Source organism: Paracoccus aurantiacus, from assembly GCF_007993065.1.
GTDB lineage: Bacteria > Pseudomonadota > Alphaproteobacteria > Rhodobacterales > Rhodobacteraceae > Paracoccus > Paracoccus aurantiacus.
Window position 1 is genome coordinate 213,600 of sequence record NZ_VOPL01000005.1, and the last position, 25,262, is coordinate 238,861.

The following is a 25,262-nucleotide window of genomic DNA, read 5'->3' on the forward strand; positions in this document are numbered from 1 at the left end:
CCAGATGGACGACCGTATCGAGATCGACGATGTCGAGCGCCTGTTGGCTGAAATGACGCTCGACGAAAAGATCGGGCAATTGAACCTGCTTGCCGCTGGCGAGGGACTTGTCACGGGTGAGCAGCAGCAGACATCTTTGGCGGCGCGGTTGGCCGCCGGTCAGGTCGGGGCGATTTTCGGCACCAAGTCACTGGCGACGGCGCGGGCATTGCAGGAACGCGCGCTTGCCGGATCGCGCCTGAAGATCCCGCTTTTCTTTGCCGAGGACGTCATTCACGGCCACCGCACCGTGTTTCCGTTGAATATCGCGCTTGCCTGCAGCTGGGATATGGGACTGATCGAGGCCACCGCCGCCCATGCCGGGGCCGAGGCAGCGTCGGAAGGGCTGCACCACGTCTTTGCGCCGATGATCGACGTCTGTCGTGACCCGCGCTGGGGTCGGGTCGCGGAAGGTCCGGGCGAAGACCCGCTGCTGGCCTCGCGGATCGCGGTGGCCGCGACGCGCGGTTTTCAGGGCGCGGATACCGGCGCGCCGGGACGTGTCGCGGCGTGCCTGAAACATTTCGTCGCCTATGGTGCGCCGGAAAGCGGGCGCGATTACGATAATGTCAGCCTGTCATGGGAGGACATTCTGTCGATCTACTTGCCCCCGTTCCGCGCCGGCATCGACGCGGGTGCTGCCAGCGTCATGATCGCCTTCAATGCGCTGAACAAGGTGCCGATGCACGCGAATGAGAGCCTTATTGAAGGTTGGCTGCGCGGGCAGGCGGGTTTCGACGGGCTGGTCGTTTCCGATTACACGGGCGTTGCCGAACTGGTCGAACACGGGCTTGGCCCGGCACCGGTTGCGGTCGCGCGCGCGCTGCATGGCGGCGTCGATATGGATATGGTGGGCGAGGACTATCTGCGCGAGCTGCCCTTGCTTGCGCGAAACGGCCTCGACGCGCCGGACGCAGGCTTCAGCCTGACCGCTGATGACATTGCGGCCCTGATCGACCGTGCCTGCCGCCGCGTTCTGCGCTTCAAGAAGCGGCTCGGACTTCTCGACAACCCGTTCCGCGGTCTGGAGGGAGAGCCGAAAGCGCTGTCACGGCTGGCCGGGCGTGAACTGGCGCGCAAAGCTGCGGCGCGCTCGGCGGTGCTGCTGAAAAATGATGATGTGCTGCCGCTGAACGGAACTGCAAAGGTGGCGCTGGTGGGGCCGTTCGCCTCTGACCGGGCGAATATGCTGGGGACGTGGGCCGTTTCGGGCCGGGCCGAGGATGTCGTGCCGCTTGATCGCGCGATCGAAGCATTGACCGGCCTGAAACCCGCGACCTCGTGGGGCGCGAATATCGTTGATGAACCGTGGCTGGAACAGCGCCTGAACGTTCACGGCGTCACCGTGATGCGCGATCCCCGCGACATGCATGCGCAGCTTGCCGAGGCCGTGGCCGCCGCGCGCGCTGCCGATGTGATTGTCGTCGCGGTGGGCGAGGCGAAAGAACATGCGGGCGAGTCGTCCTCGGTCCTGTCGCCCGAGCTGCCGGTTTCGCAAAAGCGGCTGATTACCGCGCTTGCCGCCGTCGAAAAGCCGATGGTTCTGGTGGTATTTGCGGGGCGTCCCCTGGCCATCGGCGATATCGCCGACAAGGCCGATGCGGTGATCTACGCCTGGCATGGCGGGGTGGCTGGCCCGGAAGGCGTGGCCGATCTGCTGTTCGGCGTGGCCTCGCCCTCGGGGCGGCTGGCTGTAACCTTGCCCGCCCATCCCGGCGAGGCCCCGCAAAGCTATGCCAGAGAGCCGACCGGCCGTCCCGACCCCGGACGCTTCGCGAAGTTCCGCACTGGATGGCTTGACCTGCCGGATGATCGGCCAAGCTTTCCGTTCGGCTTCGGCCTGGGCTATGGCGACGTCGCCTATGGCCAGCCTGCGCTGTCATCGGATCAGGCGCTGAGCAGCGAGGAGGTCGAACTGGTTGTCACCGTCACCAATCGCGGCCCCGGTGAGGCGGTCGAAACCGTGCAGCTTTATGCAAGCGATCCGGTCGCCCGCATTACCCGTCCCGGTCGCTGGCTGATCGATTTTCAACAGCTTACGCTTGCGTCCGGCGAAAGCCGCGAGATCAGCTTCCGTATCCGTGCCGATCAGTTCTCCTATCCCCTTGCCCCCTCGCTGGAGGCGGCAGAGTGGGTGCGCGATCCCGGCCTGATCCGCTTGCATGTGGGTCCGAACAGCCGCGATACCCAAACAGTCGGGCTGACATGGCTCAACTGATCCGGGGACTTGACGACGCTGCGCTGCGTGACCGCGTCGCACAGGCGACCGCGCTGTATTTTCTGGATTGGAGTCATCCGTCCAGCGGTATGGCCCGTGAACGCAGCGGCGGTGCCTTCGGCTATGATGTCGAAGAAACGACTACGACCGGCGGCACGGGCTTCGGGTTGCTGGCACAGATTGTCGCCGCCGAACGTGGCTGGCGGCCACGGCGCGAGATCCTCGACCGCCTCGAACGGCTGCTGGGCTTTCTGGAGCGCGCCGACCGTTTCGATGGCGTCTTTCCGCATTTCCTCAATGGCGCGACCGGCCGCGTCCAGCCTTTCGGTCCCGGCGATGACGGCGGCGATCTGGTCGAGACAGCCTTTCTGATGCTCGGGCTGCTTGGCGCGGCCGCCTTCTATTCCGAGGAAACGTCGATCGTTGCGCGGATCGAGGCACTTTACGATGCCGTCAACTGGGCCGCCCATATCCGTGACGACGGTGCCGTGATGTGGCATCGCAATCCAGCACGGGACTGGGCCGCTGATGCGCTGCCCATTCGCGGCTGGAACGAGGCGCTGCCGGTCTTCGTCCTTGGCGCCGGATCGCGCAGTCACCCGATACCGGCAAGCTGCTATCACCAAAGCTGGGCACAGGCGCCTTCCTTCGTGAACGGGCAGGATTATGGCGGGATCGTCCTTCCGTTAGGGCCACACTGGGGTGGGCCGCTGTTCCTATCGCAATACCCGTTTCTTGGCATCGACCCCCGAGGATTGCGCGATCGCTATGCCGATTATGGGCAGCAGACGAGACATCATGCGCTCATAAACCGGCACCATTGCCTGACGAACCCGCATGGCTGGCCCGGATACGGCCCGGATCTGTGGGGGCTGACCGCCAGCGACGACCCGACGGGCTATGTCGCGCATTCCCCGACCGAGGATACCGGCACCATCACCCCGACAGCGGCGCTGTCCTCGCTTCCTTATGCACCGGATGAGGCGATGCGGGTGCTGCGTCACATGCATGATGATCTGGGCGAACAGGTCTGGGGCGAGGCGGGCTTTGTCGATGCGTTCAGCCCGGTGCGTGACTGGGTCGCCGAAAGCCGTCTGGCCATAGATCAGGCCCCGATTGTGGTCGGGCTGGAAAATCAACGCTCGGGGCTGATCTGGCGGCTGGTTTCGGGCAGGCCTGAGATCCGGCGCGGTCTGCGCACGCTTGGCTTTTCCGCGCCCTACCTGATGCGAAACGTCGCCTGAATTGCCGCATCGCGCGCCGCGGCTGCTTCCAGAAATGCGGCGGCGGACCAAGTCAAGTTCAGGCATGATGTCGGCGCGCCCGTTCTGCGGTCGAATTGTTCGGGCAGGGGGGTGTCCGGGTCTGGCGCGTAGTGCTGAACGATGCTCATCCAGCCGTCGGCCTTTGCGAACGCGCTGGCATCGCCGGTCAGCGCGGCGATCCGGTAATGCAGTGCAGCGAAGCCGAGTGTCGTCGGATACCACGGGTTGCCGTCGAAATAGACATCGCTTTCCCATCGTCCGATGGCCGGGACGCTGCGATCCCGGTTGATCGGGTAAATCCCGGCGAAGATCCGTTCCAGCCCGGCTGCGGTCGCGGCTGTGCGCGGGGCTGTCATTGCGAATGGGCCAGTGTCGCGATGCGCGTGCAGAATAGCCAGGCAGGTCGCGGCGTCCAGCGTGCCAGCGTCGGCCTCGATACTTTCGCGCCAGCCGCCGGTTTCGGGATCGGCCGCCATTTCAAGAAGTGCGGCCAGCTCGCGCGCTTTCGCCGCCAGACGGTCGCAGCCCTTGCCGCGCCGGCTGCCGCGTTCAAGCGCGTCCCATTGCACGATCACCGTGAAGCTGCATCGTCGCGGGGGCCATTCCTCCCACGGACCGATGCAGGGGCGACCCGCGACCTGCAACAGATGTGCGAGATCGCGCGCGATCATCGCTTCGGCCTGCGCCGAACCTGCCTCCGGCACCGCGTCGATCAGCGACATCAGCGCAGAGGCACGCAGCGCCGGGCCGTCATCTTGCGGACGCCCCCATTGCTCCAGATCGGGGGAGCCGTCCGCCGACAGGCGCGGCTCCTCCAGCCAGCGAGGCCCGTGCAGCGCAGCAAGTTCTGCGTCCGGACGCAGAAATTTCGCATGGCTGGGTGAAGCGGTCGATTTCAGCGGGTTTGCCGCAGGGCCGTGCCGCTCGGGGTCAGTCGTTACCAGCGAGAAGTCAATGAAATCGCTGACGAAGCCGCGCCAGAAATCCGCCGAGGCAGGATCGGCGGCGACAGCCAGCGGCACCGCGCGCAGGACAATCGCGGAATCGCGGACCCAGTGGTGGAAATAATCCGGCTCGGGCTGCCAGCTCGCGATCCGGGTCGAGGCGAGGACAGAGCCGGGCGCGGGGCGCACGACCCAGCCGAAGCCGTCGCGATTGCGAACAAGATGCGTTGCCGAACATGCGGCCTTCATCGCGCCTGCTGCGGAACGGCAGCGCGCAGCGATCCAGTCGGCATCCGGCACAGGCATCGCTCAGGCACCGAGCGCGGATAGCGCGGCGGCCAGCATCGCGGCGCAGCGGGGGCCTGCGGGGCAATGGTGTTCGTCCGGGATGGCCGCGAAGAAACGCCCGTCGGGCGCTGCGTTGAAATAGGCGCGGGCATCCTTCAACGGTACCAGCCCGTCAGACGCCCCGGTGACGACGCCAAGCGGTGCCGTGATCCGGCCAAGCGCATCGCTTGCATCGGCACTGGTCATTTCGGCATGAAACAGCGGGGCCTCGGCGATCACCGCCTTGATTGCCGCGGGACCCATCGCTTCGCGCGCGCGCAGAAGAACCATGCCGGACATCGGCGGCGAGACGGCAAGGACATGATCTGCACGCGTTGATCCTGCGGCCAGATGAGCGATCGCATAGGCACCGATGCTGTGGCCGGCAAGCGCCAGCCGCTCATCGGAAAACTCATCACAAAGCCAGTCCCAGACTGCACCTGCCGCTTTGGTATGCGTTGAAAAGCGGACCTGATCGGCTGGCCCGGAATCCGGCAGAGCGATTGAATTCGGCAGTTCCGGCGCAACAACCCGCCACCCCCGTGACAGGTAGGCGTCAGCGATTTCGGCAATCTGGGCTTGTCCGGGCGCGCCGTTTCGGCCGTGCACCAGCAGCACCGTGCCGGCGGGGCTATCGGCGCCAGCGATCACCACCGGGATCGTCCCGAAGCCTGTTCTGACCAGACGGCGCGACGCGCTTTCGGTCCAGTTTTCGGCTGTCTCTGTCATGCCTGTGCCTTCTCAGTCCGCGATGTCGCCGGAACCATGATTGCGGGCGTATCATGCCGGACGCAAGGGCTCGCCACCGATCCAGCGCGTGACATGCTCTTTCGCGGCGTGGCAGGCTGCGCCGAGATCCATGCCCCTCGCGAGGTGACAGGCAATTGCGGTCGAAAGCGCGCAGCCCGTGCCGCGTCGGCCGCGGGCAATGCGTGTGCAGGAAAGCCGGATGTGGCTGCCCTGCTGAAACAGGTGGTCGGTGATGACATTCCCCGCGCCATGCCCGCCTTTGACAAGAACCGCCCCAACACCGCGATCAAGGATCTGATGCGCCTGCGCGGCAATGTCCGCATCGTCTTCTACGGGAAGGCTGTGTGTCAGCGCTGCTGCCTCGGGCAGGTTGGGCGTCAGCAGCCGCGCCAGCCTCAGCAGTCGCCAATCAGGCGCGCCGCCGGTCAGCCTGCCGCCGGAAGACGCATCCAGAACCGGGTCGATCACGATGGGCAGGGCGCAGTCTTGCAGTTCGGTGAATATGGCCTCGGCAATCGCGGGGGTCGCGGTCATGCCGATCTTGACCGCCCTTGGGGTGTCGTCTGACAGGGCGGCCCGGATCTGCGCCGCGACAAGCCCTGCCGGCATGGGCTGAATGGCCGATAAAGCCTTGTCGGTCTGCACCGTCACGGCGGTCACGACCGGTCTGACGCTGCAATGCAGGGCGGTCGATATTGCCGTGTCGCGGCTGAGCCCCGCGCCCCCGCTGCTATCGGTGCCGGCGATGACAAGGATCGTGGTCATGCGTCTGCGCGGGCCGCGATCAGGGCGAGGTCGCGAAAACCTCGGTTCTGCAAGACCTGCGCCGCACGCCACGCGCGCAGCCCTGTCGCGCAGCAAAGCACCGTGCGCCCGGCGGTACCTGCGGGCAGGCGGGCGACAGCATCGGGCGAAATACGGACAGCGTCGCGGGTAATCGCCTTTGGCGCTTCGGCGCGGCCACGCAATTCGATGACGCGGTCGCCATCGCGCAGCATCGAGCTTGCGATGAAGGGGAGAGGGCATGCTGGTTCTGGCTGGCCCATGAAACCGAAGCCGCCGAAGCTGAATGTCCCGAAATCGAGCGTCAGCATCCTGCCAAGTGGCCCCGGTGATGCGTCGATGACGGTGCGCAGCGCCAGTTGTGCCTGCACTGCGCCGATCGCGCCGACCGCAGGGCCAAGCACGCCGGCAGTCGCGCAACTCTCGGAGGTTTCGGGCGGGTCGGGAAAGACCGCGCGCAGCGATGGGGCAGGCCCGCAGAAGCCGCCGACATAGCCAGACTGGCCCAGCACGCTTGCCGAAATCAGCGGGATACGCGCGGCAAGGCAGGCATCCGACAGCGTATAGGACACCGCAAAGCTGTCCGCCGCGTCGATGACGACATCTGCGGTGGCAACAAGAGCCGGGGCATTTGCGGGTGTCAGCGCGGCGATCCGGGCGTCGATCCGGATGCCGGGATTGGAAGCCAGAATCCGGTCGCGCGCCGCGACAGCCTTGCTGCGTCCCAGATCGGCCATCGTGAACAGGGGTTGGCGGTGCAGGTTCGATTCCTCGACATGGTCAGGATCGAGCAGCGTGATGTGGCCGATACCCGCCCCTGCGAGATATTGCAGCACCGGACAGCCAAGCCCCCCGGCCCCGATCACGACGACATGGGCTTGACCGATCCGTTCCTGCCCCTCGGCCCCGATAAAGGGAAGGATCATTTGGCGATCATAGCGGCTCATTTCGCACAACATTCCAGCCACTCTGCGATGCGCCCTGCCGGATCGCGCGCCTGCTGAATATCGGTCACGACTGCGATACTGTCTGCACCAGCGGCGAAAGCGGCGGGCGCACGATCGGGGGTCATGCCGCCAATCGCGACAAGCGGCGTTCTGCCAGCAAGGCGCTTCCATTCGCTGAGGCGCTGAAGCCCTTGCGGCTCCCATTTCATCTTCTTCAGCTTCGTCGGATAAACCGGCCCGAGCGCGACATAAGCAGGTTCCAGCGCGAGCGCGCGGTCAAGCTCTGCCCGGTCATGCGTGGAGAGCCCGAAACGAACGCCCGCGCGGCGCAGCGCGGCGAAATCGGCGCGATCCATATCCTCCTGCCCAAGATGGACATGCGCGCACCCGAGATCCAGCGCCGCCTGCCAGTGATCGTTGACGACAAGCTGCGCGCCTTCGACCGCACAGATATTGCGCGCGCGGGCGATCTGGCGGCGAATTTCGGCGTCCGGCTGATCCTTCAGGCGCAGCTGAACCAGTTTGACGCCCTGCGGAACAAGGCGTTCCAGCGGGCCGACATGGCCGACGATCAGATAAAAACGCTGCATCATCCGAAATCCGCCAGTCCCAGCACGGGTGTCGATGGCACCGCCGTTTCACGCCTGTTCATCGGGTCGGCGCAAAAGCCGATGTGCCCGGCCTCGACCGCCATGGCCATGGCGCGCGCCATCAGCGCAGGATCACCGGCTTTCGCGACAGCGGTGTTTGTCAGAACCGCATCCATCCCGATTTCCATCGCTTCCGCCGCATCCGACGGGCGACCGATCCCGGCATCGACGATCAGCGGCACATCAGCGAAATGCGACCGCATCGAACGCAGCGCGTCGGCATTGCGCAGCCCCTGGGCAGAGCCGATGGGCGCGCCCCAGGGCATCAGCACGCGACACCCGGCATCGATCAGCTTTTCGCCAACGACAAGATCGTCGGTCGTATAGGGGAATACGCTGAAACCGTCGGCGGAAAGGACGCGCGCCGCCTCGATCAGGCCGAATATGTCGGGTTGCAGGTTGTCGGCATGGCCGATCACCTCCAGCTTGATCCAGCTTGTGCTGAAAAGTTCGCGGGCCATATGGGCGGTGGTGATTGCGTCGCGCGCGGTGTGACAACCCGCGGTATTCGGCAGCACGCGCACTCCTGTCTGGCGAATGCAGTCGCGAAATCCGTCTGCACCGTCGGCACCTTCGCGCCGCAGCGAGACGGTCACGATCTCTGCGCCGCTGTCACGGATCGCGCGCTGCAGAATGCTCGGTGATGGATACTGTGCCGTCCCGAGAAGAAGCCTTGACGAAATTTCCTCATCATACAGGCGCATGTCAGCCACCCTGCCTTGGAGCCAGAACTTCGATCCGGTCGCCGTCGCGGATGGGGGTTGTCGCGCGGGTATCGCGGGATACGAAGCTGCCGTTCAGCGCGGTCGCGACAGTGCGGCCTGAATAGCCAAGCTGCGCGAGCGCGTCGCACAGGTTCGCCGCGGGAATGTCATGCGGTTCTGCGTTCACAGTGATCTTCATGGCGATCCTCCTGAAGGAAATTGCGGGCGAATGCTGTGGCCATGGCCGGTGCCAGCAGAAAGCCATGACGGTAAAGACCGTTGAGATGCCATGTCCTGTCGCGTTGCACGATGCGCGGCAGATTGTCGGGAAAGGCTGGCCGCAGGCCGGTGCCTGTCTCGATCACTGCGGCTTCGGCGAAACCGGGATCGAGTGTAAAGGCCGCAGAGAGCATCTCGACCAGAGAGCGCAGCGATGCAGGCCGTGTGGAGCCGCTTTCGATCATCGTTGCGCCGATCATGTAAATTCCGGCGCCGCGCGGCACGAGATAGACCGGGATGCGCGGATGCAGCAGGCGTATCGTGCGGCTCAGCTGCACCTCGGGACAGTCCAGCAGCGCCATTTCGCCGCGCACCGGTCGCAGATCGGGCAGGGCGGCGGCGACACCGGTGCAGTCCAGATCGACACGCGGTGGTGCCGCCGTCCCATAGCGGATTTCACCGCCCAAGCCGATCACTGCCGCTGCAAGATCGGCAAGCGCGTTGCGCGGATGAAGATGCGCCTCGGCACCGAAATGCAGGCCGCTTTCGAAGCGTCCGGCCAAAGCGGGTTCCAGTTCTGCGATTTCTGGTGCGCGAAGCCTGCGATGGTTTGTGCTGCGACGTGCGAAGCGATCAAGCTCGGCGCGGTCGCGGGCAGGCGCAAGAACCAGCGTGCCGCGACGGGTAACCGGGGTAACACGCTCCCACCAATCTGCCGCGCCTGCGCCAAGCGCGATCACCTGCGCGTCGGCGCTTTCCGCCTCGCACCACGGGGCGAGCATGCCGCCCGCAAAGCGCGCGACGCCGCCCGCCTCTGCGGGCTCGTTTCGTTCGTAAAGGATCACATCCATTCCGCGCCGCGCAAGCTCATAGCCGCAGGCGAGCCCGGCCAGTCCCGCCCCGGCGATCCTGACAGGCCCGGTCATTCTTCGGACTGCCCGGCGGGAACGTAAAGCGCGCCGCCCTCGCGAAACTTCGCGGCCATATCGGCCATGCCCTGCTCGCGTGCTTCGGCCCGGATATCGTGGCTGATCCGCATCGAGCAGAATTTCGGCCCGCACATGGAACAGAAATGCGCCACCTTATGCGCCTCTTTTGGCATCGTCTCATCATGGAATTGCCGCGCCGTGTCGGGGTCGAGCGAGAGGTTGAACTGATCCTCCCAGCGAAACTCGAAGCGCGCGCGTGACAGCGCATCGTCGCGGCGCTGCGCGCCCGGCAAGCCCTTGGCCAGATCGGCGGCATGAGCCGCGATCTTATAGGTGATGACGCCGGTTTTCACATCGTCGCGGTCGGGCAGGCCCAGATGTTCCTTCGGCGTCACATAGCAAAGCATCGCGCAGCCGAACCAGCCGATCATCGCCGCCCCGATGCCGCTGGTAATGTGGTCATAGCCCGGCGCGATATCGGTCGTCAGCGGCCCAAGCGTATAGAACGGGGCCTCATGGCAGCATTCAAGCTGCTTCTCCATGTTCTCCTTGATCTTGTGCATGGCGACATGGCCCGGCCCTTCGATCATCACCTGACAATCATGCGCCCATGCGATTTCGGTCAGTTCCCCCAGCGTTTCCAGTTCGGCAAACTGCGCCTCGTCATTGGCATCCGCGATAGAGCCGGGGCGCAGCCCGTCGCCAAGCGAGAAGCTGACATCGTATTTCCGGCAGATCTGGCAGATCTCCTCGAAATGTTCGTAAAGGAAGCTTTCCTTGTGGTGATGCAGGCACCATTTCGCCATGATAGAGCCGCCACGCGAGACGATCCCGGTCACGCGGTTCACCGTCATCGGCACCATGTGCAGCCGCACGCCGGCATGAATGGTGAAGTAATCGACGCCCTGTTCTGCCTGTTCGATCAGCGTGTCGCGGAAGACTTCCCATGTAAGGTCCTCGGCGATGCCACCCACCTTTTCCAGCGCCTGATAGATCGGCACCGTTCCGATAGGCACCGGGCTGTTGCGGATGATCCATTCGCGGGTGTTGTGGATATTGCGCCCGGTTGACAGGTCCATCACGGTATCCGCGCCCCAGCGGATCGCCCAGACCATCTTTTCGACCTCTTCTTCCATCGAGGAGGTCACGGCGGAGGTGCCCATATTGGCGTTGATCTTCACAAGGAAGTTGCGACCGATGATCATCGGCTCCAGCTCGGGATGGTTGATATTCGCAGGGATGATGGCGCGGCCCGCTGCGACTTCTGAGCGGACGAATTCGGGCGTGACGTAATCGGGTATGCTGGCGCCGAAATCCTGCCCGCCACGTTCTTCTGCCACGGCGTCACGCAGCTGGTTTTCGCGAATTGCGACGAACTCCATCTCGGGTGTGATGATCCCGGCGCGGGCATAGGCAAGCTGTGTCACCGCCGTGTCACCGCACGCGCGCAGGGGCCGCGCGCGTATCGGGAATTCCGGCACCAGCCGGTCGCCCTCGGCAAAGCCGTTATCCGCAGCTTCGACCTTGCGGCCTGCATATTCCTCGACATCTGCGCGCGCCCTGATCCAGGACAGGCGCAGGGGCGCAAGCCCCTTGCGGATGTCGGTTGTCACGCCGGGATCGGTATAGGGTCCAGAGCTGTCATAGACCGAAAGCGGCGGCTCGCCTGCGGTCGGATGCACCGAGATCTCGCGCATCGGCACGCGGATCTCGGGGTATAGCGTCCCGGCCACGTGGATCTTGCGCGATGCAGGCAACTCGCCCGTGCTGATGCGGGGGGTAGGGATATTCATGTCGGTGCTCCTCAAGCTTCCACTCAAAAAGACACCAGGTGAATTTTGGCTGGAAACAGGGCGCGCCCTTGTTCGGTCCGGACGACGGGAAACGAGCCCCGTCAGATGCAAACCTAGCTTCCTACGCCAGTATCAACTGGGTCAGGTTCAAAGGGTCGCATCACCGGGCAAATGCCCTGTCAGCCTCTCAGTCCCCTCGGCGGGACTCCCCTGCGTGGGGCAACTATAGGGGGAAGCTGCCCTATGGGCAAGCAAAGGATCGCGCTCTTATCCGAGCCGCTTGTCCGCGTTTCGAAGGCGGTATTCATGGCGGATCAGGATGGCCATGCCACCCGCAACCATGATCGCAAGCGCGAACCATGTCAGCGCATAGGACAGATGCGAATTGCGGAACCGCACCACGGTCAGCCCGCCGACCGGCCAGCCGCCGGGATTGGGCGTGGCATCCGCGTCGATGAAAATCGGCGCGACCGGGCCTGTGCCGCGCGCTTGCGCCATCGCGGCAAGATCGCGCGAATACCAGCGGTCTGCACCCGGATCATTGCTGCGCAGGAAAGCGCCGCCGGGTTCTGTCACGCGGGCGAGGCCGGTGATCGTGACATCGCCCGCAGGCAGCGCCTCGCGCCGGGTGGCGGGATCGCGCCGCTCTGGCAGAACAAAACCGCGATTGATGAACAGGGTAGGGCCAGCCGACGTCTCAAGCGGGGTCAGCACCCAGAACCCGCCGCCGAGTTCGGTGACAGCCTGAACCAGAACCTCTTTCGAGTGATCGAACCGGCCGGTCGCGGTGACATGGCGATATTCTGCCTCGTCCGGGGGCAGGTCCGCGACGGCCGCAATCGGTGCGGGCGGCGCGCTGATGCGTGCATCGACACGGGCAATCAGATCCCGCTTCCAGCCAAGGCGCTGCATCTGCCAGACGCCAAGCCCGGCAAAGCCCGCAACCAGTAAGGCGCCGATAAAAAGAACCGCCGCCACCTGCCAAAGCGGGCGGCGGCGTTCGGTCGTCCCATTGCTCAAGGTGTGATCTGCGAGGTATCAGGCACGGCCGGTGCCATGCCCGGCATCATGTTGCTGTCCATGTGATACATGACCCAGATCGTCCCGGCGACGGCGATAATCAGAACGATCAGCGTGAACACAAGCGAGATCAGCGTCCAGCCGCCTTCCTGGCGGGGCGTCATGTGCAGGAAGAAAATCATGTGGACGACCATCTGCACGACGGCGCATCCAAGGATCAGGAACGCTGTCGCCCGCGTGGTGCCAAGCCCGCCCGACATCACGGTCGCGAACGGAATCACCGTCAGGATGACCGAAAGGATGAAGCCGGTAACATAGTCGCGCCTTGTGCCATGCGGGAATTGCGCGGCGTGGGTGTCGTGATGTTCGCCGTGATGTTCCGTGCTGCTCATCAGATCATTCCCATCAGGTAAACGAAGGTGAAAACGCCGATCCAGATGACGTCAAGGAAGTGCCAGAACAAGGACAGGCAGTTGATGCGCCGCTGGTTGGCCAAGGTCAGCCCGTGCTTTCTGACCTGCACGACCAGAACGGCCAGCCAGACAAGCCCGAATGTCACATGCAGCCCATGCGTGCCGACCAGCGTGAAGAAGGCCGACAGGAAGGCCGACCGGCCCGGTCCCGCACCTTCGTGGATCATATGGCTGAATTCGTAAAGCTCGATGCACAGGAAGGCCGCGCCGAACGCCGCCGTTATGCCAAGCCACTTGATCGTGCCCTTCTGGTTGCCCTCGTGCATCTGAAGCATGGCGAAGCCATAGGTGATCGACGAGATCAGCAGCATCGCCGTGTTCAGCGCCACAAGCGGCAGGTCGAACAGCTCTTTCGGGTCGGGCCCTCCCGCATAGCGCGTCCCGAGCACCCCGAAAGTGGCGAACAGGATCGCGAAGATGAGGCAGTCGCTCATCAGATAGATCCAGAAGCCGAGCGGCGTCGAATGGCCTTCGGGGTGATGCGGCTCCTCGGCGGGGTGGAAGACGCGCTCGTCGCCGGGATCGGTTACGATTTCTGAACTCATGTCTTGCTCACACCGCGTTGCTGAGGGCCTTGGTCCGGGCGTCTTCGGTTTCGGTCACCGTCGCCTCGGGGATGTAGAAGTCCCGGTTGTAATCGAAGGTATGCCAGATCGCCGCGGCAATCAGTGCCGGGAAGGACAGCACGACCAGCCACCAGATATGCCAGACCAGTGCAAAGCCCAGCACGACGCTGATCGCCGCCAGCACAACCCCGGTGCCGGTATTCTTCGGCATATGAATCGGCTTGAAGCCGGAAAGCGGGCGCTTGTAGCCATGTTCCTTCATGTCGTGCCAGGCATCGACATCATAGACGACCGGCGTGAAGGCGAAGTTATAGGCTGGCGGGGGCGAGGATGTCGCCCATTCCAGCGTGCGCGCGTCCCACGGATCGCCCGTCACGTCGCGCAGCTTCTCGCGGTCGCGGATCGAGGTGAAGATCTGCATGATGAGCGCGAAGATGCCGAAGGCAATGACCGCCGCACCTAGTGCTGCAATGGCAAACCAGATCTGCAGCGAGGGGTCGTCGAACACGCGCAGACGGCGCGTCACGCCCATCAGGCCCATGACGTAAAGCGGCATGAAGGCGAGCCAGAAGCCCACGACCCAGCACCAGAAGCTGACATGGCCCCAGAACTGGTTCATCTTGAAGCCGAAGGCTTTGGGCCACCAGTAGTTGATGCCCGCGAAAACCCCATAGACCACGCCGCCGATGATGACGTTGTGGAAATGCGCGACAAGAAACAGCGAGTTGTGGACGATGAAGTCCGCAGGCGGCACGGCCAGCATGACCCCCGTCATCCCGCCGATCACGAAGGTCAGCATGAAGGCCACCGCCCACATCATGGGCAGTTCATAGCGGATCTTGCCCTTGTACATGGTGAACAGCCAGTTGAAGATCTTCGCGCCCGTCGGGATCGAGATAATCATCGTCGCAATCCCGAAGAACGAGTTCACCGAAGCACCCGAACCCATCGTGAAGAAGTGGTGCAGCCAGACGAGGTAGCTGAGGATGGTAATGCAGACCGTCGCATAAACCATCGAGTTATAGCCGAACAGCCGTTTCCCGCAGAAGGTCGCAACGACCTCGGAAAAGATGCCGAAGGCGGGGAGGATCAGGATATAGACCTCCGGATGGCCCCAGATCCATATCAGGTTGATATAGAGCATCGGGTTGCCGCCAAGGTCATTGGTGAAGAAGTTCATCCCCAGATAGCGGTCGAGCGACAGCAGAACCAGAGTCGCGGTCAGCACCGGGAAGGTGGCGACGATCAGAATGTTCGCGCAAAGCGATGTCCAGGTGAAGACAGGCATTCTCATCAGGCCCATGCCAGGGCAGCGCATCTTCAGGATCGTCACGATCAGGTTGATGCCTGATAATGTCGTCCCGACCCCGGCAATCTGCAGGCCCCAGATATAGTAATCGACCCCCTCCCTCGGGCTGGCGACGACCCCTGACAGTGGCGGGAAGGCCAGCCAGCCGGTCTGGGCGAATTCGCCGATGAACAGCGACACCATCGTCAGCACCGCGCCGCCGACCGTCATCCAGAAGCTGAAATTGTTCAGGAACGGGAAGGCCACATCGCGCGCGCCGATCTGCAACGGCACGACAAAGTTCATCAATCCGGTCACGAAGGGCATGGCCACGAAGAAGATCATGATCGTGCCATGCGCGGTAAAGACCTGATCGTAGTGATGCGCGTTCAGATAGCCTTCAGACCCGTTGAAGGCCATGACCTGCTGAAGGCGCATCATGATCGCATCCGCGAACCCGCGCAGGAACATGACCAGGCCCAGGATCATGTACATGATGCCGATCTTCTTGTGATCGACGCTGGTGAACCACTCTTTCCAGAGATAACCCCAGAGCTTGAAATAGGTCAGCGCCGCGACCACAGCCGCACCAAGGATCACGACGGCAACGAATGTATAGACCACCACCGGCTCTGTGATGGGCAGCTTGCTCCAGGCGAGACGCCCGAACAGGAAGGTGGAATCGGTTACGTTTGCTTCGACAGCCATGGCTTCACCTGTCAGTTCGCTGCCGCCGGGGCGGCATTTGCGGGCGCGTGGTTCATGCCCTGATGGGTAGATTGGTCCTGTTCCGCCGCAGCAGCGGCGGGGGCGCTTTCAGGGGCGGCGGCGCCTTCGCCCCAATGTGCGGCGTCAGCGGGCGCGGCCTCCTGCTGCATCAACGGCGCGGGCGTGGCGCTGCCCGCATCAGGCGCTGTAGTATCAGACGCCGCAGGCTCATGACCCGCGTGGCCGTCAGGGCTGGCGGTCACGGCGGCCTCGGCCCTGGCGGCTTCCTCGCCCGAGGCGGCGTCGCCTGTTCCGGCATGCGCCGCGCCGGCATGGTCCATCCCGCCATGATCGGCCGCCATGACTTCGTCCATGCAGACCTGCCCCGGCTCGACGCAGCGGTTCAGAATGTCGTGGTAAAGTTCTTCGTCGCCAAGCGCGTAGAAGGCAGAGGGGACATTCTCGCTCGGCTTCAGCAATTCGCGATATGCGTCGCGGTCAAGAACCTGGCCCGAGCTGCGGGCCTTCTGAACCCAGGCGTCGAAATCGGCTTCCTCAAGACCGTGGAAGGGGAAGTTCATCCCCGAAAAACCAGCGCCGCTGTAATGCGAGGACATGCCCTTGTATTCGCCGGTTTCGTTGATGACCGCATGAAGCTGGGTCTGCATGCCGGGCATGGTATAGATCATCCCGGCCAGCGTGGGGACGTAAAAGGCGTTCATCACCTCGGTCGAGGTCAGTTCGAACCGGATCGGCCGGTCAAGCGGCGCGGCTAGGTCGTTGACCGTCGCAATGCCGTATTGCGGATAGAAGAACAGCCATTTCCAGTCCATCGACACGACCTGCACAACCAGCGGTTCTGCCCCGTCGGTGACGCCCTGCGTCTCGCTGTCAAGCGGGCGGTACGGGTCCAGCTTGTGTGTGCTGACCCAGGTCAGCGCACCAAGCCAGATGATGATGACCAGAGGCGCTGCCCAGATCAGCAGTTCGAGCTGGACCGAATGATGGAAACTGGGGTCATATTCGCTTTCGGCATCCTCGCTGCCACTGCGATAGCGGATGGCGAACCAGATGATCGCGACCAGCACCGGCAGCACGATGACCAGAATCAGCGCCGTGGTGATGCCCAGCACATCGCGTGTCTTCGCGGCGACATCGCCACCGGGCGACAGCACCTCGGAACCGCAGCCCGCAAGGGCCAGGAACAGCGATGCAACGACAGAATTTCGGATCAGGTTCATACTGAAAGCTCGCACGTTTCCGGTACGGATCATGACATTGCCCGACAAATCTGCGACGCTGCTCGCGAGTGCAGAGGCACCGGACCTCGGATGCAGAAAAGCAAAGCGCGGACAAAATGTCCATGTATCATCTGACTTGACATGCCGTGACCGGACCTGATCCTTACGGGTGTGGCCCCAAATCGACGGCCGAGCGGCCAATAAGGTATAAATCATGGACGCAACTGCTGATTCCGCCCCGAACGATCCCGCGAAAAAAGCGCCTGAGGAGCATGTGCGACTCAGCGATATTGCCATAGGTGTGGTGATTGGTCGCACCTCGGAGTTCTTCGATTTCTTCGTTTTCGCCATCGCCTCGGTGCTGGTCTTCCCGCGATTCATCTTTTCGTTCGCCTCTCCGGTGAACGGGATTCTGTTTGCCTTTCTCGTTCTGGCGCTGGGATTCGTGGCCCGTCCGGTAGGCAGCTTCGTCTTTACCGAAATCGACCGCCGCTGGGGTCGTGGCACAAAGCTGACCACGGCGCTTTTCCTGCTGGGCCTGTCGACCGTCGCGATTTCCTTTTTGCCCAGCTATGACGATGAAGGCTGGCTGACCGTCGCCAGCCTGTGCCTGTTCCGGATGGGGCAGGGCGCGGCATTGGGCGGTGCGTGGGACGGCATGTCGTCGCTTCTGGCGATGAAGGCGCCCGAAGGGAAGAAGGGGCGCTATGCGACCATCCCGCAGATCGGCGCGCCTTTGGGTCTTATCCTTGCCAGCGGCCTGTTCATCTTTCTGCGCACCTCGCTGTCAGAGGGTGAATTCCTGTCCTTCGGCTGGCGCTATCCGTTCTTCGTCGCCTTCGCGATCAACGTCGTCGCGCTTTTCGCGCGCCTGCGCCTTGCCGTCAGCGAAGAGTTCGACACGCTGTATGCCGAAGCAGAGCTGCGCCCCCGGATCAACCCGCGCCTGCTGCGCGAAGAGGCAACGAACATCATCGCCGGTGCCTTCATCCCGCTGGCGACGCTTGCGCTGTTCCACATGGTCACGGTGTTTCCGCTTGCCTGGATCTATCTGAACGCCCCTGAAAACATCACCGGCTTCCTTCTGATCGAGATCGTGGGCGCGTTGATCGGGCTTGGCGGTATCATCGCCTCGGGATTCATTGCAGACCGGACAGGACGACGGACATTGCTGCGCAACTGCGCCATCGGCATTGCCGTTTATGCGGTGATCTCGCCCTTGCTGCTAAGCCTCGGCTTCTCGGGTGAGGCGCTTTACGTCTTCATCGGCTTCGCGCTTCTTGGCCTTTCCTTCGGCCAGTCCTCGGGTGCGGTCGCCTCGGGGTTCCAGATGAAGAACCGCTATACCGCGTCCAATCTGACGGCTGATCTGTCCTGGATGTTCGGCGCAGGCTTCGCGCCCTTCGTGGCGCTTTACCTGACCGAGACATTCGGTCTGTGGTCGGCGGGGGCTTATCTGCTGTCAGGTGCGCTTGGCACGCTGGCGGCGCTGACCCTGTTCCGGCGCACTCAAGCGATGCGCCGGCAACAGGATAACTCGTGGCGCTGATGACCGGCGCGTTCTGAAACGCGCCGGCCAGAGCTTCGTTTACGAACGCCCCTTGGGTCGGCGCGGGACCGCGTCGCCGCCCTGACGGCCGCGGCCGGTCGTAGCCGGGCGGCTGCCCTTGGGCTTGTCGGATCTGAAGCTTTTCGTGCCTTTCGCGCCGGCGGATCGCCCTGCGCCCGGCTTCGCATCCTGTGAAAGCGGCGGCTTCGCGTCGCGTGACGGTTTACCTTTCGCGCGTGGGTTAGGCGCGCCCGGTTTACCGCTGCGCGCCGCCTTCTTATCGGTGCTCCACCGCGCTTTCTTGCGCGGCTTGTCACCCTGCAAAGGGTTTTCGCCTTCGGTCGGCGACCACGCCTGCGCTGGTTTGGAGGGTGCCTGCTTCCTTTCGGGCTTCGGCTTCGCTTCAAAATCCGGTTTATCACCGTCGGTGGTCGGCTTTGCCGATGATCGCGCCGGTCGCGCTGTGGCGGGGCGCGGCCCTTTCGATGGCGCACGACGCTCGGTCCTCGCCTCGGGTGCCGGTTCGCCGCGAAGACGCCGCATTGTCAGGCCCGGCTCGATCTCGATCACCTCGCCGAAGCGCGGTGCATCACCCGTCGCGATCTGGACGTGGGTTTCGTTCTCGCGCACCCGAATTGCGCCAATCGCGTCGCGGGTGATGCCGCCTGCTTCGCATATCTTGGGCAGCAGCCAGCGTGCCTCGGCGCGCCCGGTATGGCCGACTGACAGCGTGAACCAGATCGAGGCGCCGAATTCGCGCGGCGGACGCGGTTTTGCATCCGCGAGCGGTGCCGTATCGCTCAACTCCTCGGGTGGGGGGCGGCCTTCTCGCCAAAGCTGGACGAAGGCTGCGGCAAGCTGCTCGGGGCCAAGCTGTTCCAGAAGCGCGTTCGCGACGCCCATATCATCAAGCGCCGCTTGCAGCACCGGATCGGCCAGCATCCGTTCATCGTCGCGCGCGCTGACTTCCTCGGCGGAGGGTGCCTTGCCCCATTCCGCAGTGACTTTCGCGCCTTGCAGCAGTCGCTGCGCCTTCTTGTATTCGGACGGCGTGACGATCAGCGCCGAAACGCCCTTCGCGCCCGCCCGCCCGGTCCGGCCAGAACGGTGCAGCAGAGTTTCGGAATTGGTTGGCAGGTCCGCGTGAATCACCAGTTCCAGACCGGGCAGGTCGATCCCGCGTGCTGCGACATCGGTGGCGATACAGACCCGCGCGCGCCCGTCACGCAGCGCCTGAAGCGCATGTGTGCGTTCCTGTTGCGACAGCTCGCCCGACAGCGCGACGACGCGGAAACCGCGATTGCCCATCCGCGCCAGCAGATGGTTCACATTGGCGCGCGTCTTGCAGAAAATGATTGCGGTTCGTGCCTCATAGTAGCGCAGCAGGTTGAAGATCGCGTTTTCCTTGTCCCGCGCCGTGACCGACAGCGCGCGATAGGCGATATCGCCGTGCTGGCGCGCCTCGCCAGTTGCGACGACGCGCAGGCTGTCGCGCTGGAAGTCGCGGGCAAGGGCTTCGATGGCGGGCGGCACCGTCGCCGAAAACATGAGACTGCGGCGCGTTTCGGGCGCAGAACCCAGGATGAATTCCAGATCCTCGCGAAACCCGAGATCGAGCATTTCGTCGGCTTCGTCCAGCACCGCGACGCGCAGACCGGACAGATCGAGCGCGCCCTTTTCGATATGATCGCGCAGGCGTCCCGGCGTGCCGACAACGATCTGCGCGCCCCGCGCCAATGCGCGGCGCTCGGTCCGGTAATCCATGCCGCCGACACAGGTGGCAATGCGCGCGCCGGTCGCCGCATATAGCCAGTTGAGTTCGGCTGCGACCTGCAGGGCCAGTTCGCGCGTGGGTGCGATGGCAAGGGCAAGCGGGCTGTCTGCCTGCGGCAGCGCGCCAGTTTCGTCCAGCAGATCGGGCGCCGCCGCAAGGCCGAAGGCCACGGTCTTGCCGGACCCGGTCTGGGCCGAGACAAGCAGATCGCGCCCTTCTGCCTCGGGGTTCAGCACGGCCTGCTGAACAGAAGTAAGTTTGTCATAGCCTCGTTCGGCCAGGGCCGCCGCCAGTGGCGCGGCAATTTCGTTCTGGATCATTGATTGTCTGCCTGATTGGCCCGCGTGCCGGGTTCTCGGCCCGGTCCTGCTTGCATGCGGCCCATCCGCATGCAGCCAAAACAGCCGATCCGTCGCCCTATCGCCCGCGCGGGCCAGAGTCAAAGGATTGTTGTGGCGCGGCTCTCCTTCGCGCGGGGGCGCAGTGATGACGCAGAACTTGCGCGAACGTGCGAAGCGCATGTTCTTGCGGGCTTAACAGACGCCGCGCCGACGCGTATAGATTCGGAATGGTCTGGCGGCGCGCATGCTGCGCGGTGGCGGGTCAGAGAGCAGAAATTCAGGAACCCTCAAGGGACAGATGAACAACATGACGACGACGACGTTTCGACTGATCGCCCCCCTCGCCGCCGTTGCAGCGCTTGCCGGCTGTATGGCCGGCCCGGCCGCGCAGGAGCCAGTTCAGCCGCCGGGGATCGAGCCGCTGCCGACCGCCGCCGATGACGGCCTGCAGGAACGCAAGCCCGACCTGTGCAAATCCTCGACCTATGCCAACTATGTCGGTCAGCCGGGCAGTGTGATCCCGACGCTGGGAATCAGCAAGGAATACCGGATCGTCGAATATCGCGGGATCGAGCCGCAGAACTATGATCCGAACCGCATGGTCTTCCGTCTGGACGCGGCCGGGAACATTTCCGGCGTGGATTGCGGCTGATGCTGCTGCGTCTGGCGGCGCCGCTGGCTGCGTTGGCGCTTCTTGGCGCTTGCACCGAGGAAGAACTTGCGGGCGCAACCTCGGTGCCGCCGCCTTCGGATGCTTGCGGCGCAGCCGGGCTGCAGGTGCTGGTTGGAAAGCCGCTGGGGGCAATCGACGTCAAGTCCCTGCCAAGCGCGCCGCGCCAGATCGGACCTGATATGGCCGTGACGGCAGATTATCAGCCCGATCGGCTGAACGTCGAATACAATGGCAGCAATATCATCACGAAAGTGGCCTGCTACTGATATGCTGCGGTCCGTGGCAGGGGCCAACCGCCCTGTCGCGGCTGTTTCCTGCTTCCGGCATCGCGGGCAAAGGCGAGTGGCGAAATTTCCGTTGACACCGCCGCGCGGACTGTCACCATTCCGTCATGCAGAACCCGACGCAGCCGTTCGTCCCGCAGCCCGACCGTGTCGCTTTCGACCGGGCAGAGCTTGCCTCGATCCTGTCAACATATGGCCGAATGGTCGCCGCTGGCGAGTGGCGCGATTACGCCATGGCGTTTCTCAGCGATGTCGCGGTATTTTCGATCTTCCGCCACGCGGCCGAAACGCCGATCTATCGCGTCGAGAAACGCCCGAAGCTGCGCGCGGCGCAGGGCATGTATTCGGTCATCGGGATGGACGGGCGCATTCTGAAGCGCGGTCACGACCTCAAGCAGGTCATGCGGGTGTTCGACCGCAAGATGATCCGCCCGATCAGCTAACCCAGATAGGCGCGAAGCGCAGGTGGTGGGTCGTCCAGAAGCGGGCCGGTCATGGCAGGGGGCTGCGCGATGCCGTCGACAACGACAACGGTTTCCGGCGCGAAGGCGCGGGCGTCATCGGGGTCATGTGTCACCATCAGCACTGTCGTGCCGGTTTCACCGGCGATCCGTTCCAGCAGTTGCAGCATATCGGTTTTGAGCGCGGGACCGAGGGCCGCGAAAGCCTCGTCCAGCAGCAGGATCGGCCGGGCACGAAGGGCCACGCGCGCCAGTGCGACGCGGCTTTGCTGCCCGCCAGAGAGTTGCGCCGGGCGACGGTCCGCCATGCCTTCAAGTCCGACCTGGCGAAGCGCATCGGCGACTCGAGCCTGCTGCTCAGGCGAAAGGCGCAGATCGGGGCGCAGGCCAAGGCCGACATTCTGCGCCACGCTCAGATGCGGAAAAAGGTTCTGATCCTGAAACAGGGTCGACACCGGCCTGTCGCCCGGCGGGATTTGTGAAAGATCCTTCCCGGCCCAAAGCACGCGCCCGGCGCTGAGGGGGACAAAACCCGCAACCATCCCCAGAAGCGTTGATTTGCCCGAGCCCGAAGGCCCGATGACTGCAATGCGCGCGCCGGCAGCGATCTCGAAATCAGCCGAAAGGCGAAAGCTGCCAAGCGTTGCCTCGGCCCGGTCAAAGCGCAGCACGGATACGTCCTCCCCGGTCGAACAGCCAGAACAGCGCAAAGCTGACTGTCATCAGCAGCACCGCGCAGGCGGCGGCATCATCCATGCGGTAGCTGTTCATCAACTGGTAAAGCTTCAGCGGCAAGGTCGGGTTCCGGCTGTCGGCGAACAGCGTGATGACGCCCAGATCGCCCATCGCCAGCGCCGCCGAAAGCCCGCCCGCGAAACCCAAAGGGCGGGCAAGGCGCGGAAGCGTCAGGATGCGAAGTCGGGCAAGCCCGCGCAGCCCCAGCGAATCCGCGAGCCTGCCATAGTCGCGCTGCAGCGCGCGTGCCGCCGGGATCAGGATGCGCAGCGCGAACGGCAGCGCCATGATCGCGTTGATCGCGACCGTCACCGGCAATGCAAGCTGCGTGGGCGAGGTTACATTGCGCAGCAGAAGGAACAGACCAGTCCCCAGCACCAGCGGCGACGCGACAAGCGGCAGCATCCCCGCGAATTCCGTCCATCTCTGCCCGCGTGCGACGCTTTGTGCCAGCGCCAGCGACAGCGAGATTGCCAGCACCGCCGAGATCAGCGCCATGACGAAGGAGCGCAGGGTCGCGACCCAGACCGCGCCGGGAAGCGAAGCGATGCCGGGCGCGCCCTGTGCGATCACCGACAGCATCGGCACAAGCAGAAACCCGGCTGCCAGCACGATCGCCGCGCCGTCGGCGTGGCACCGCCAGCCGCCGGGTGCCGGTATCACGTCGTCACGATCCAGCCCCGCGCCGAATTCGGCGGGTCGGCTTACCCGGCTGGCCAGAAGCAGTGCCGCCACACAGAGGCCCACCTGCACAAGGGCCAGCGTCGCGGCCTTGCCCATGTCGAAATCGAACCGGAAGGCCTGATAGATTGCCAGTTCCACGGTCGTCGCTCGTGGTCCACCGCCAAGCGCCAGTGCGACAGCGAAACTGGTCAGGCACACCAGAAAAACGGCCAGCCATGCGCCGGGCAGGACCTCTCGCAGCATCGGGCGCTCAAGATGCCTGCCAATATCGCCTGGCTCGAAGCCCAGCGATGTCGCCAGCCGGAAGCGTTCTGACGGGATGGCCTGCCAGCCGTGCAGGATCATCCGCACGGAAAGCGGCAGGTTAAAAAAGACATGCGCGATGATGACGCCCTGCCAGCCGTAGATGCTGACCGGCGGGAACCCCGCCCATGCAAGCACCTCGTTGACGACGCCGCTGCGCCCGAACACGGAAACGAGGCCCATGACCGCGACGATCACCGGCAGGATGAACGGTGCGCCCAGAAGGGTGATAAGCAGACCGCGACCAGCGAACCGACGCCGTGCCAGCGCTCGCGCGACCGGCACCGCCAGCAGCGCCGAAAGCGTCGCTGACAGCGCCGCCTGCCAAATCGTGAACCAGATTGCGCGCAGATCCCACGGCCCAAGAGCCGAAAGGCCGCCGGCATGAACAGCGACGATACCAAGCGTCCCGAGGATCAGTGCGAACATGAAGGCCGCAACCGCGCCCCCGGCAGAAAGCGCGCGCGGCATCTTGTTCAGCCTGCGAAAACGCTCAGCCATTCATCCAGCGCGGGTTTGCGTATCGCCTCGGCTTCCTGCTCGGGGAAGGAAAGCGTCTTTTCAGGGCGCGGCAGATCCGCGAAATAAGCTGGAAGCTGATCGTCCGGCAGCTTCGACGGATAGGACCAGTTCGCTTCGGCGATCATCCCCTGAAACTCGGGCGAAAGGATATAATCCATGAATTTCTGCGCCAGCTCGGGCTGGTCGGTATCCTTGAGCTGCGCGGCAAGTTCGGCCAGCAGGTAATGTCCTTCCGGGAAGATCGCAGCATGCTTGGTTTTGTCATCCTCGGCCCCGATGTGATAGGCGGGCGAGGTCGTGAAGCTGAGGACCATATCTGCCTCGCCATCGGTGAACATGCCATAGGCTTCGGACCAGTCCTGCGTCACGGTCAGCACCTTCGGGCGCAGCTTTTCCCACGCCTGCTTGCTGTCATCGCCGAACACGGCCTTGACCCACAGCAGCAGCGCCAGACCAGAGACGGAGCTGCGCGGGTCCTGAATGACGATCTTGAGATCGTCGGGTGCATCCAGCAGCGCCTGAAAGCTTTGCGGTGGGCTGGCCAGTCGGGTTTCGTCATAGACGAACGCGGTTTCCGACCAGTTGAAGGGCAAAAAGGTCTGATCTGTCCAAGCGATCGGCATGGTCAGCCCGGATGTATCCTGATTATGCGGTGCGAACAGCCCGCTTTCGCGGGCCCGCAGCGTCTGGTCCATGCTCAGGCCGATAACCGCGTCGGCTTCGGTTCCCTGACCTTCCAGCAGGATGCGGGGCAGCACGTCACCCGTCACGAAAACGAGGTCGCATTCGCAGACGGCTTCGAAGCCTTGCTCTATCTTCGGGCCCGGCCCCCATTCTGATGCGAAATATTCCGGCGCATAGATGGTCAGTTCCGGGCCTGCGGCAAGCGCGGGCGAGGCGGTCGTCAAAAGGGCGAACAGGGCGTTTCGCATCGCTTTCCTCCTTCAATGATGTTTCGGAAAGAAAGGGCAGCGAAACCTTCCCTCCGCCGGTGTTAGCCGGATCAGGTTCTGCGGGTCCGCATTGCGCGTCTCAGCCGTGACAGGCCCCCCGAGGCGCGACCAAGATGGGC

The 25,262-nt window shown here is 64.0% G+C and carries 24 protein-coding genes and 2 riboswitches; of the genes, 6 read left to right on the plus strand and 18 right to left on the minus strand.

Annotated elements, in window-relative coordinates; all coding sequences use genetic code 11:
- The first annotated feature begins 4 nt into the window (after window positions 1–4).
- Together FQV27_RS13570 and FQV27_RS13575 are read left to right on the plus strand one after the other, a co-directional pair.
- A complete protein-coding gene (locus FQV27_RS13570) occupies window positions 5–2,257 on the plus strand; it encodes a glycoside hydrolase family 3 N-terminal domain-containing protein (RefSeq protein ID WP_147099434.1) in 2,253 nt (750 codons plus the stop codon).
- The gene (locus FQV27_RS13575; protein WP_147099436.1) at window positions 2,245–3,501 is read left to right on the plus strand and encodes a glucoamylase family protein; all 1,257 of its coding nucleotides are present in this window, start codon (window positions 2,245–2,247) and stop codon (window positions 3,499–3,501) included. Before FQV27_RS13570 ends, FQV27_RS13575 begins: the two co-directional genes overlap by 13 nt.
- Here the strand turns inward: FQV27_RS13575 and FQV27_RS13580 are convergent.
- From FQV27_RS13580 to cyoA, 14 genes are all read right to left on the minus strand, one after another.
- Window positions 3,477–4,772, minus strand: coding sequence for a glycoside hydrolase family 15 protein (locus FQV27_RS13580; protein ID WP_147099438.1), 1,296 nt, complete (start codon window positions 4,770–4,772; stop codon window positions 3,477–3,479). The genes FQV27_RS13575 and FQV27_RS13580 overlap by 25 nt on opposite strands.
- Before the next feature lie 3 nt (window positions 4,773–4,775).
- A complete protein-coding gene (locus FQV27_RS13585; RefSeq protein WP_147099440.1) occupies window positions 4,776–5,522 on the minus strand; it encodes an alpha/beta fold hydrolase in 747 nt (248 codons plus the stop codon).
- A 51-nt stretch (window positions 5,523–5,573) separates the two neighbouring features.
- Window positions 5,574–6,308: a bifunctional hydroxymethylpyrimidine kinase/phosphomethylpyrimidine kinase gene (thiD, locus tag FQV27_RS13590; RefSeq protein WP_147099442.1), complete on the minus strand. Its 735-nt coding sequence runs from the start codon at window positions 6,306–6,308 to the stop codon at window positions 5,574–5,576.
- On the minus strand, window positions 6,305–7,273 hold the full coding sequence (locus FQV27_RS13595; RefSeq protein WP_147099444.1) for a HesA/MoeB/ThiF family protein: 969 nt from the start codon (window positions 7,271–7,273) through the stop codon (window positions 6,305–6,307). Before FQV27_RS13595 ends, thiD begins: the two co-directional genes overlap by 4 nt.
- Entirely contained in the window at window positions 7,270–7,863 is a 594-nt protein-coding gene (locus FQV27_RS13600) for a thiamine phosphate synthase (protein WP_147099587.1), read from the minus strand. Before FQV27_RS13600 ends, FQV27_RS13595 begins: the two co-directional genes overlap by 4 nt.
- The gene (locus FQV27_RS13605; protein WP_147099447.1) at window positions 7,863–8,627 is read right to left on the minus strand and encodes a thiazole synthase; all 765 of its coding nucleotides are present in this window, start codon (window positions 8,625–8,627) and stop codon (window positions 7,863–7,865) included. The genes FQV27_RS13600 and FQV27_RS13605 overlap by 1 nt, the downstream gene beginning before the upstream one ends.
- A 1-nt stretch (window position 8,628) precedes the next feature.
- A complete protein-coding gene (thiS, locus tag FQV27_RS13610) occupies window positions 8,629–8,826 on the minus strand; it encodes a sulfur carrier protein ThiS (RefSeq protein WP_147099449.1) in 198 nt (65 codons plus the stop codon).
- Entirely contained in the window at window positions 8,795–9,772 is a 978-nt protein-coding gene (locus tag FQV27_RS13615) for an FAD-dependent oxidoreductase (RefSeq protein ID WP_147099451.1), read from the minus strand. The genes thiS and FQV27_RS13615 overlap by 32 nt, the downstream gene beginning before the upstream one ends.
- Complete coding sequence (gene thiC / locus FQV27_RS13620; protein WP_147099453.1) at window positions 9,769–11,568, minus strand: phosphomethylpyrimidine synthase ThiC; 1,800 nt, start codon at window positions 11,566–11,568, stop codon at window positions 9,769–9,771. The genes FQV27_RS13615 and thiC overlap by 4 nt, the downstream gene beginning before the upstream one ends.
- Window positions 11,569–11,669: 101 nt before the next feature.
- A riboswitch (TPP riboswitch) is annotated at window positions 11,670–11,790 on the minus strand.
- Between the two features lie 45 nt (window positions 11,791–11,835).
- A complete protein-coding gene (locus tag FQV27_RS13625; RefSeq protein WP_147099455.1) occupies window positions 11,836–12,588 on the minus strand; it encodes an SURF1 family protein in 753 nt (250 codons plus the stop codon).
- Window positions 12,585–12,980, minus strand: coding sequence for a cytochrome o ubiquinol oxidase subunit IV (gene cyoD, locus FQV27_RS13630; protein ID WP_147099457.1), 396 nt, complete (start codon window positions 12,978–12,980; stop codon window positions 12,585–12,587). The genes FQV27_RS13625 and cyoD overlap by 4 nt, the downstream gene beginning before the upstream one ends.
- Window positions 12,980–13,606: a cytochrome o ubiquinol oxidase subunit III gene (cyoC, locus tag FQV27_RS13635; RefSeq protein ID WP_147099459.1), complete on the minus strand. Its 627-nt coding sequence runs from the start codon at window positions 13,604–13,606 to the stop codon at window positions 12,980–12,982. The genes cyoD and cyoC overlap by 1 nt, the downstream gene beginning before the upstream one ends.
- A 7-nt stretch (window positions 13,607–13,613) precedes the next feature.
- On the minus strand, window positions 13,614–15,623 hold the full coding sequence (gene cyoB, locus FQV27_RS13640; protein ID WP_147099462.1) for a cytochrome o ubiquinol oxidase subunit I: 2,010 nt from the start codon (window positions 15,621–15,623) through the stop codon (window positions 13,614–13,616).
- Window positions 15,624–15,634: 11 nt separating this feature from the next.
- Window positions 15,635–16,864, minus strand: a complete 1,230-nt coding sequence (cyoA, locus tag FQV27_RS13645; RefSeq protein WP_222611701.1) for a ubiquinol oxidase subunit II — start codon at window positions 16,862–16,864, stop codon at window positions 15,635–15,637.
- Between the two features lie 214 nt (window positions 16,865–17,078).
- Here cyoA and FQV27_RS13650 point away from each other — a divergent pair, with 214 nt between their 5' ends.
- A complete protein-coding gene (locus FQV27_RS13650; protein WP_147099465.1) occupies window positions 17,079–18,413 on the plus strand; it encodes an MFS transporter in 1,335 nt (444 codons plus the stop codon).
- Between the two features lie 39 nt (window positions 18,414–18,452).
- On the opposite strand, the gene FQV27_RS13655 is transcribed toward FQV27_RS13650, so the two are convergent.
- Window positions 18,453–20,507 (minus strand): DEAD/DEAH box helicase, encoded by a 2,055-nt coding sequence (locus tag FQV27_RS13655; protein WP_147099469.1) that lies wholly within the window; start codon window positions 20,505–20,507, stop codon window positions 18,453–18,455.
- 328 nt (window positions 20,508–20,835) lie between these two features.
- Between FQV27_RS13655 and FQV27_RS13660 the strand changes: the two genes are divergently transcribed.
- The 3 genes from FQV27_RS13660 (at window position 20,836) to FQV27_RS13670 (ending at window position 21,928) form a co-directional block, all read left to right on the plus strand.
- The gene (locus tag FQV27_RS13660) at window positions 20,836–21,180 is read left to right on the plus strand and encodes a hypothetical protein (RefSeq protein WP_147099471.1); all 345 of its coding nucleotides are present in this window, start codon (window positions 20,836–20,838) and stop codon (window positions 21,178–21,180) included.
- The gene (locus FQV27_RS13665; protein WP_147099474.1) at window positions 21,180–21,467 is read left to right on the plus strand and encodes an I78 family peptidase inhibitor; all 288 of its coding nucleotides are present in this window, start codon (window positions 21,180–21,182) and stop codon (window positions 21,465–21,467) included. The genes FQV27_RS13660 and FQV27_RS13665 overlap by 1 nt, the downstream gene beginning before the upstream one ends.
- A gap of 125 nt (window positions 21,468–21,592) precedes the next feature.
- Window positions 21,593–21,928: a DUF2794 domain-containing protein gene (locus FQV27_RS13670; RefSeq protein WP_147099475.1), complete on the plus strand. Its 336-nt coding sequence runs from the start codon at window positions 21,593–21,595 to the stop codon at window positions 21,926–21,928.
- Here FQV27_RS13670 and FQV27_RS13675 read toward each other — a convergent pair.
- From FQV27_RS13675 to FQV27_RS13685, 3 genes are read right to left on the minus strand one after another with little or no spacing between them, the layout of a single operon-like run.
- Entirely contained in the window at window positions 21,925–22,617 is a 693-nt protein-coding gene (locus FQV27_RS13675; RefSeq protein ID WP_147099476.1) for a thiamine ABC transporter ATP-binding protein, read from the minus strand. The two genes, FQV27_RS13670 and FQV27_RS13675, sit on opposite strands and share 4 nt — an antisense overlap.
- On the minus strand, window positions 22,604–24,169 hold the full coding sequence (locus FQV27_RS13680) for a thiamine/thiamine pyrophosphate ABC transporter permease ThiP (RefSeq protein WP_147099477.1): 1,566 nt from the start codon (window positions 24,167–24,169) through the stop codon (window positions 22,604–22,606). Before FQV27_RS13680 ends, FQV27_RS13675 begins: the two co-directional genes overlap by 14 nt.
- Window positions 24,145–25,122 carry a thiamine ABC transporter substrate-binding protein gene (locus tag FQV27_RS13685; protein ID WP_147099479.1) on the minus strand — a complete coding sequence of 326 codons (978 nt, stop codon included), beginning with the start codon at window positions 25,120–25,122 and terminating at the stop codon, window positions 24,145–24,147. Before FQV27_RS13685 ends, FQV27_RS13680 begins: the two co-directional genes overlap by 25 nt.
- A gap of 31 nt (window positions 25,123–25,153) precedes the next feature.
- A riboswitch (TPP riboswitch) is annotated at window positions 25,154–25,253 on the minus strand.
- Window positions 25,254–25,262 lie beyond the last annotated feature (9 nt).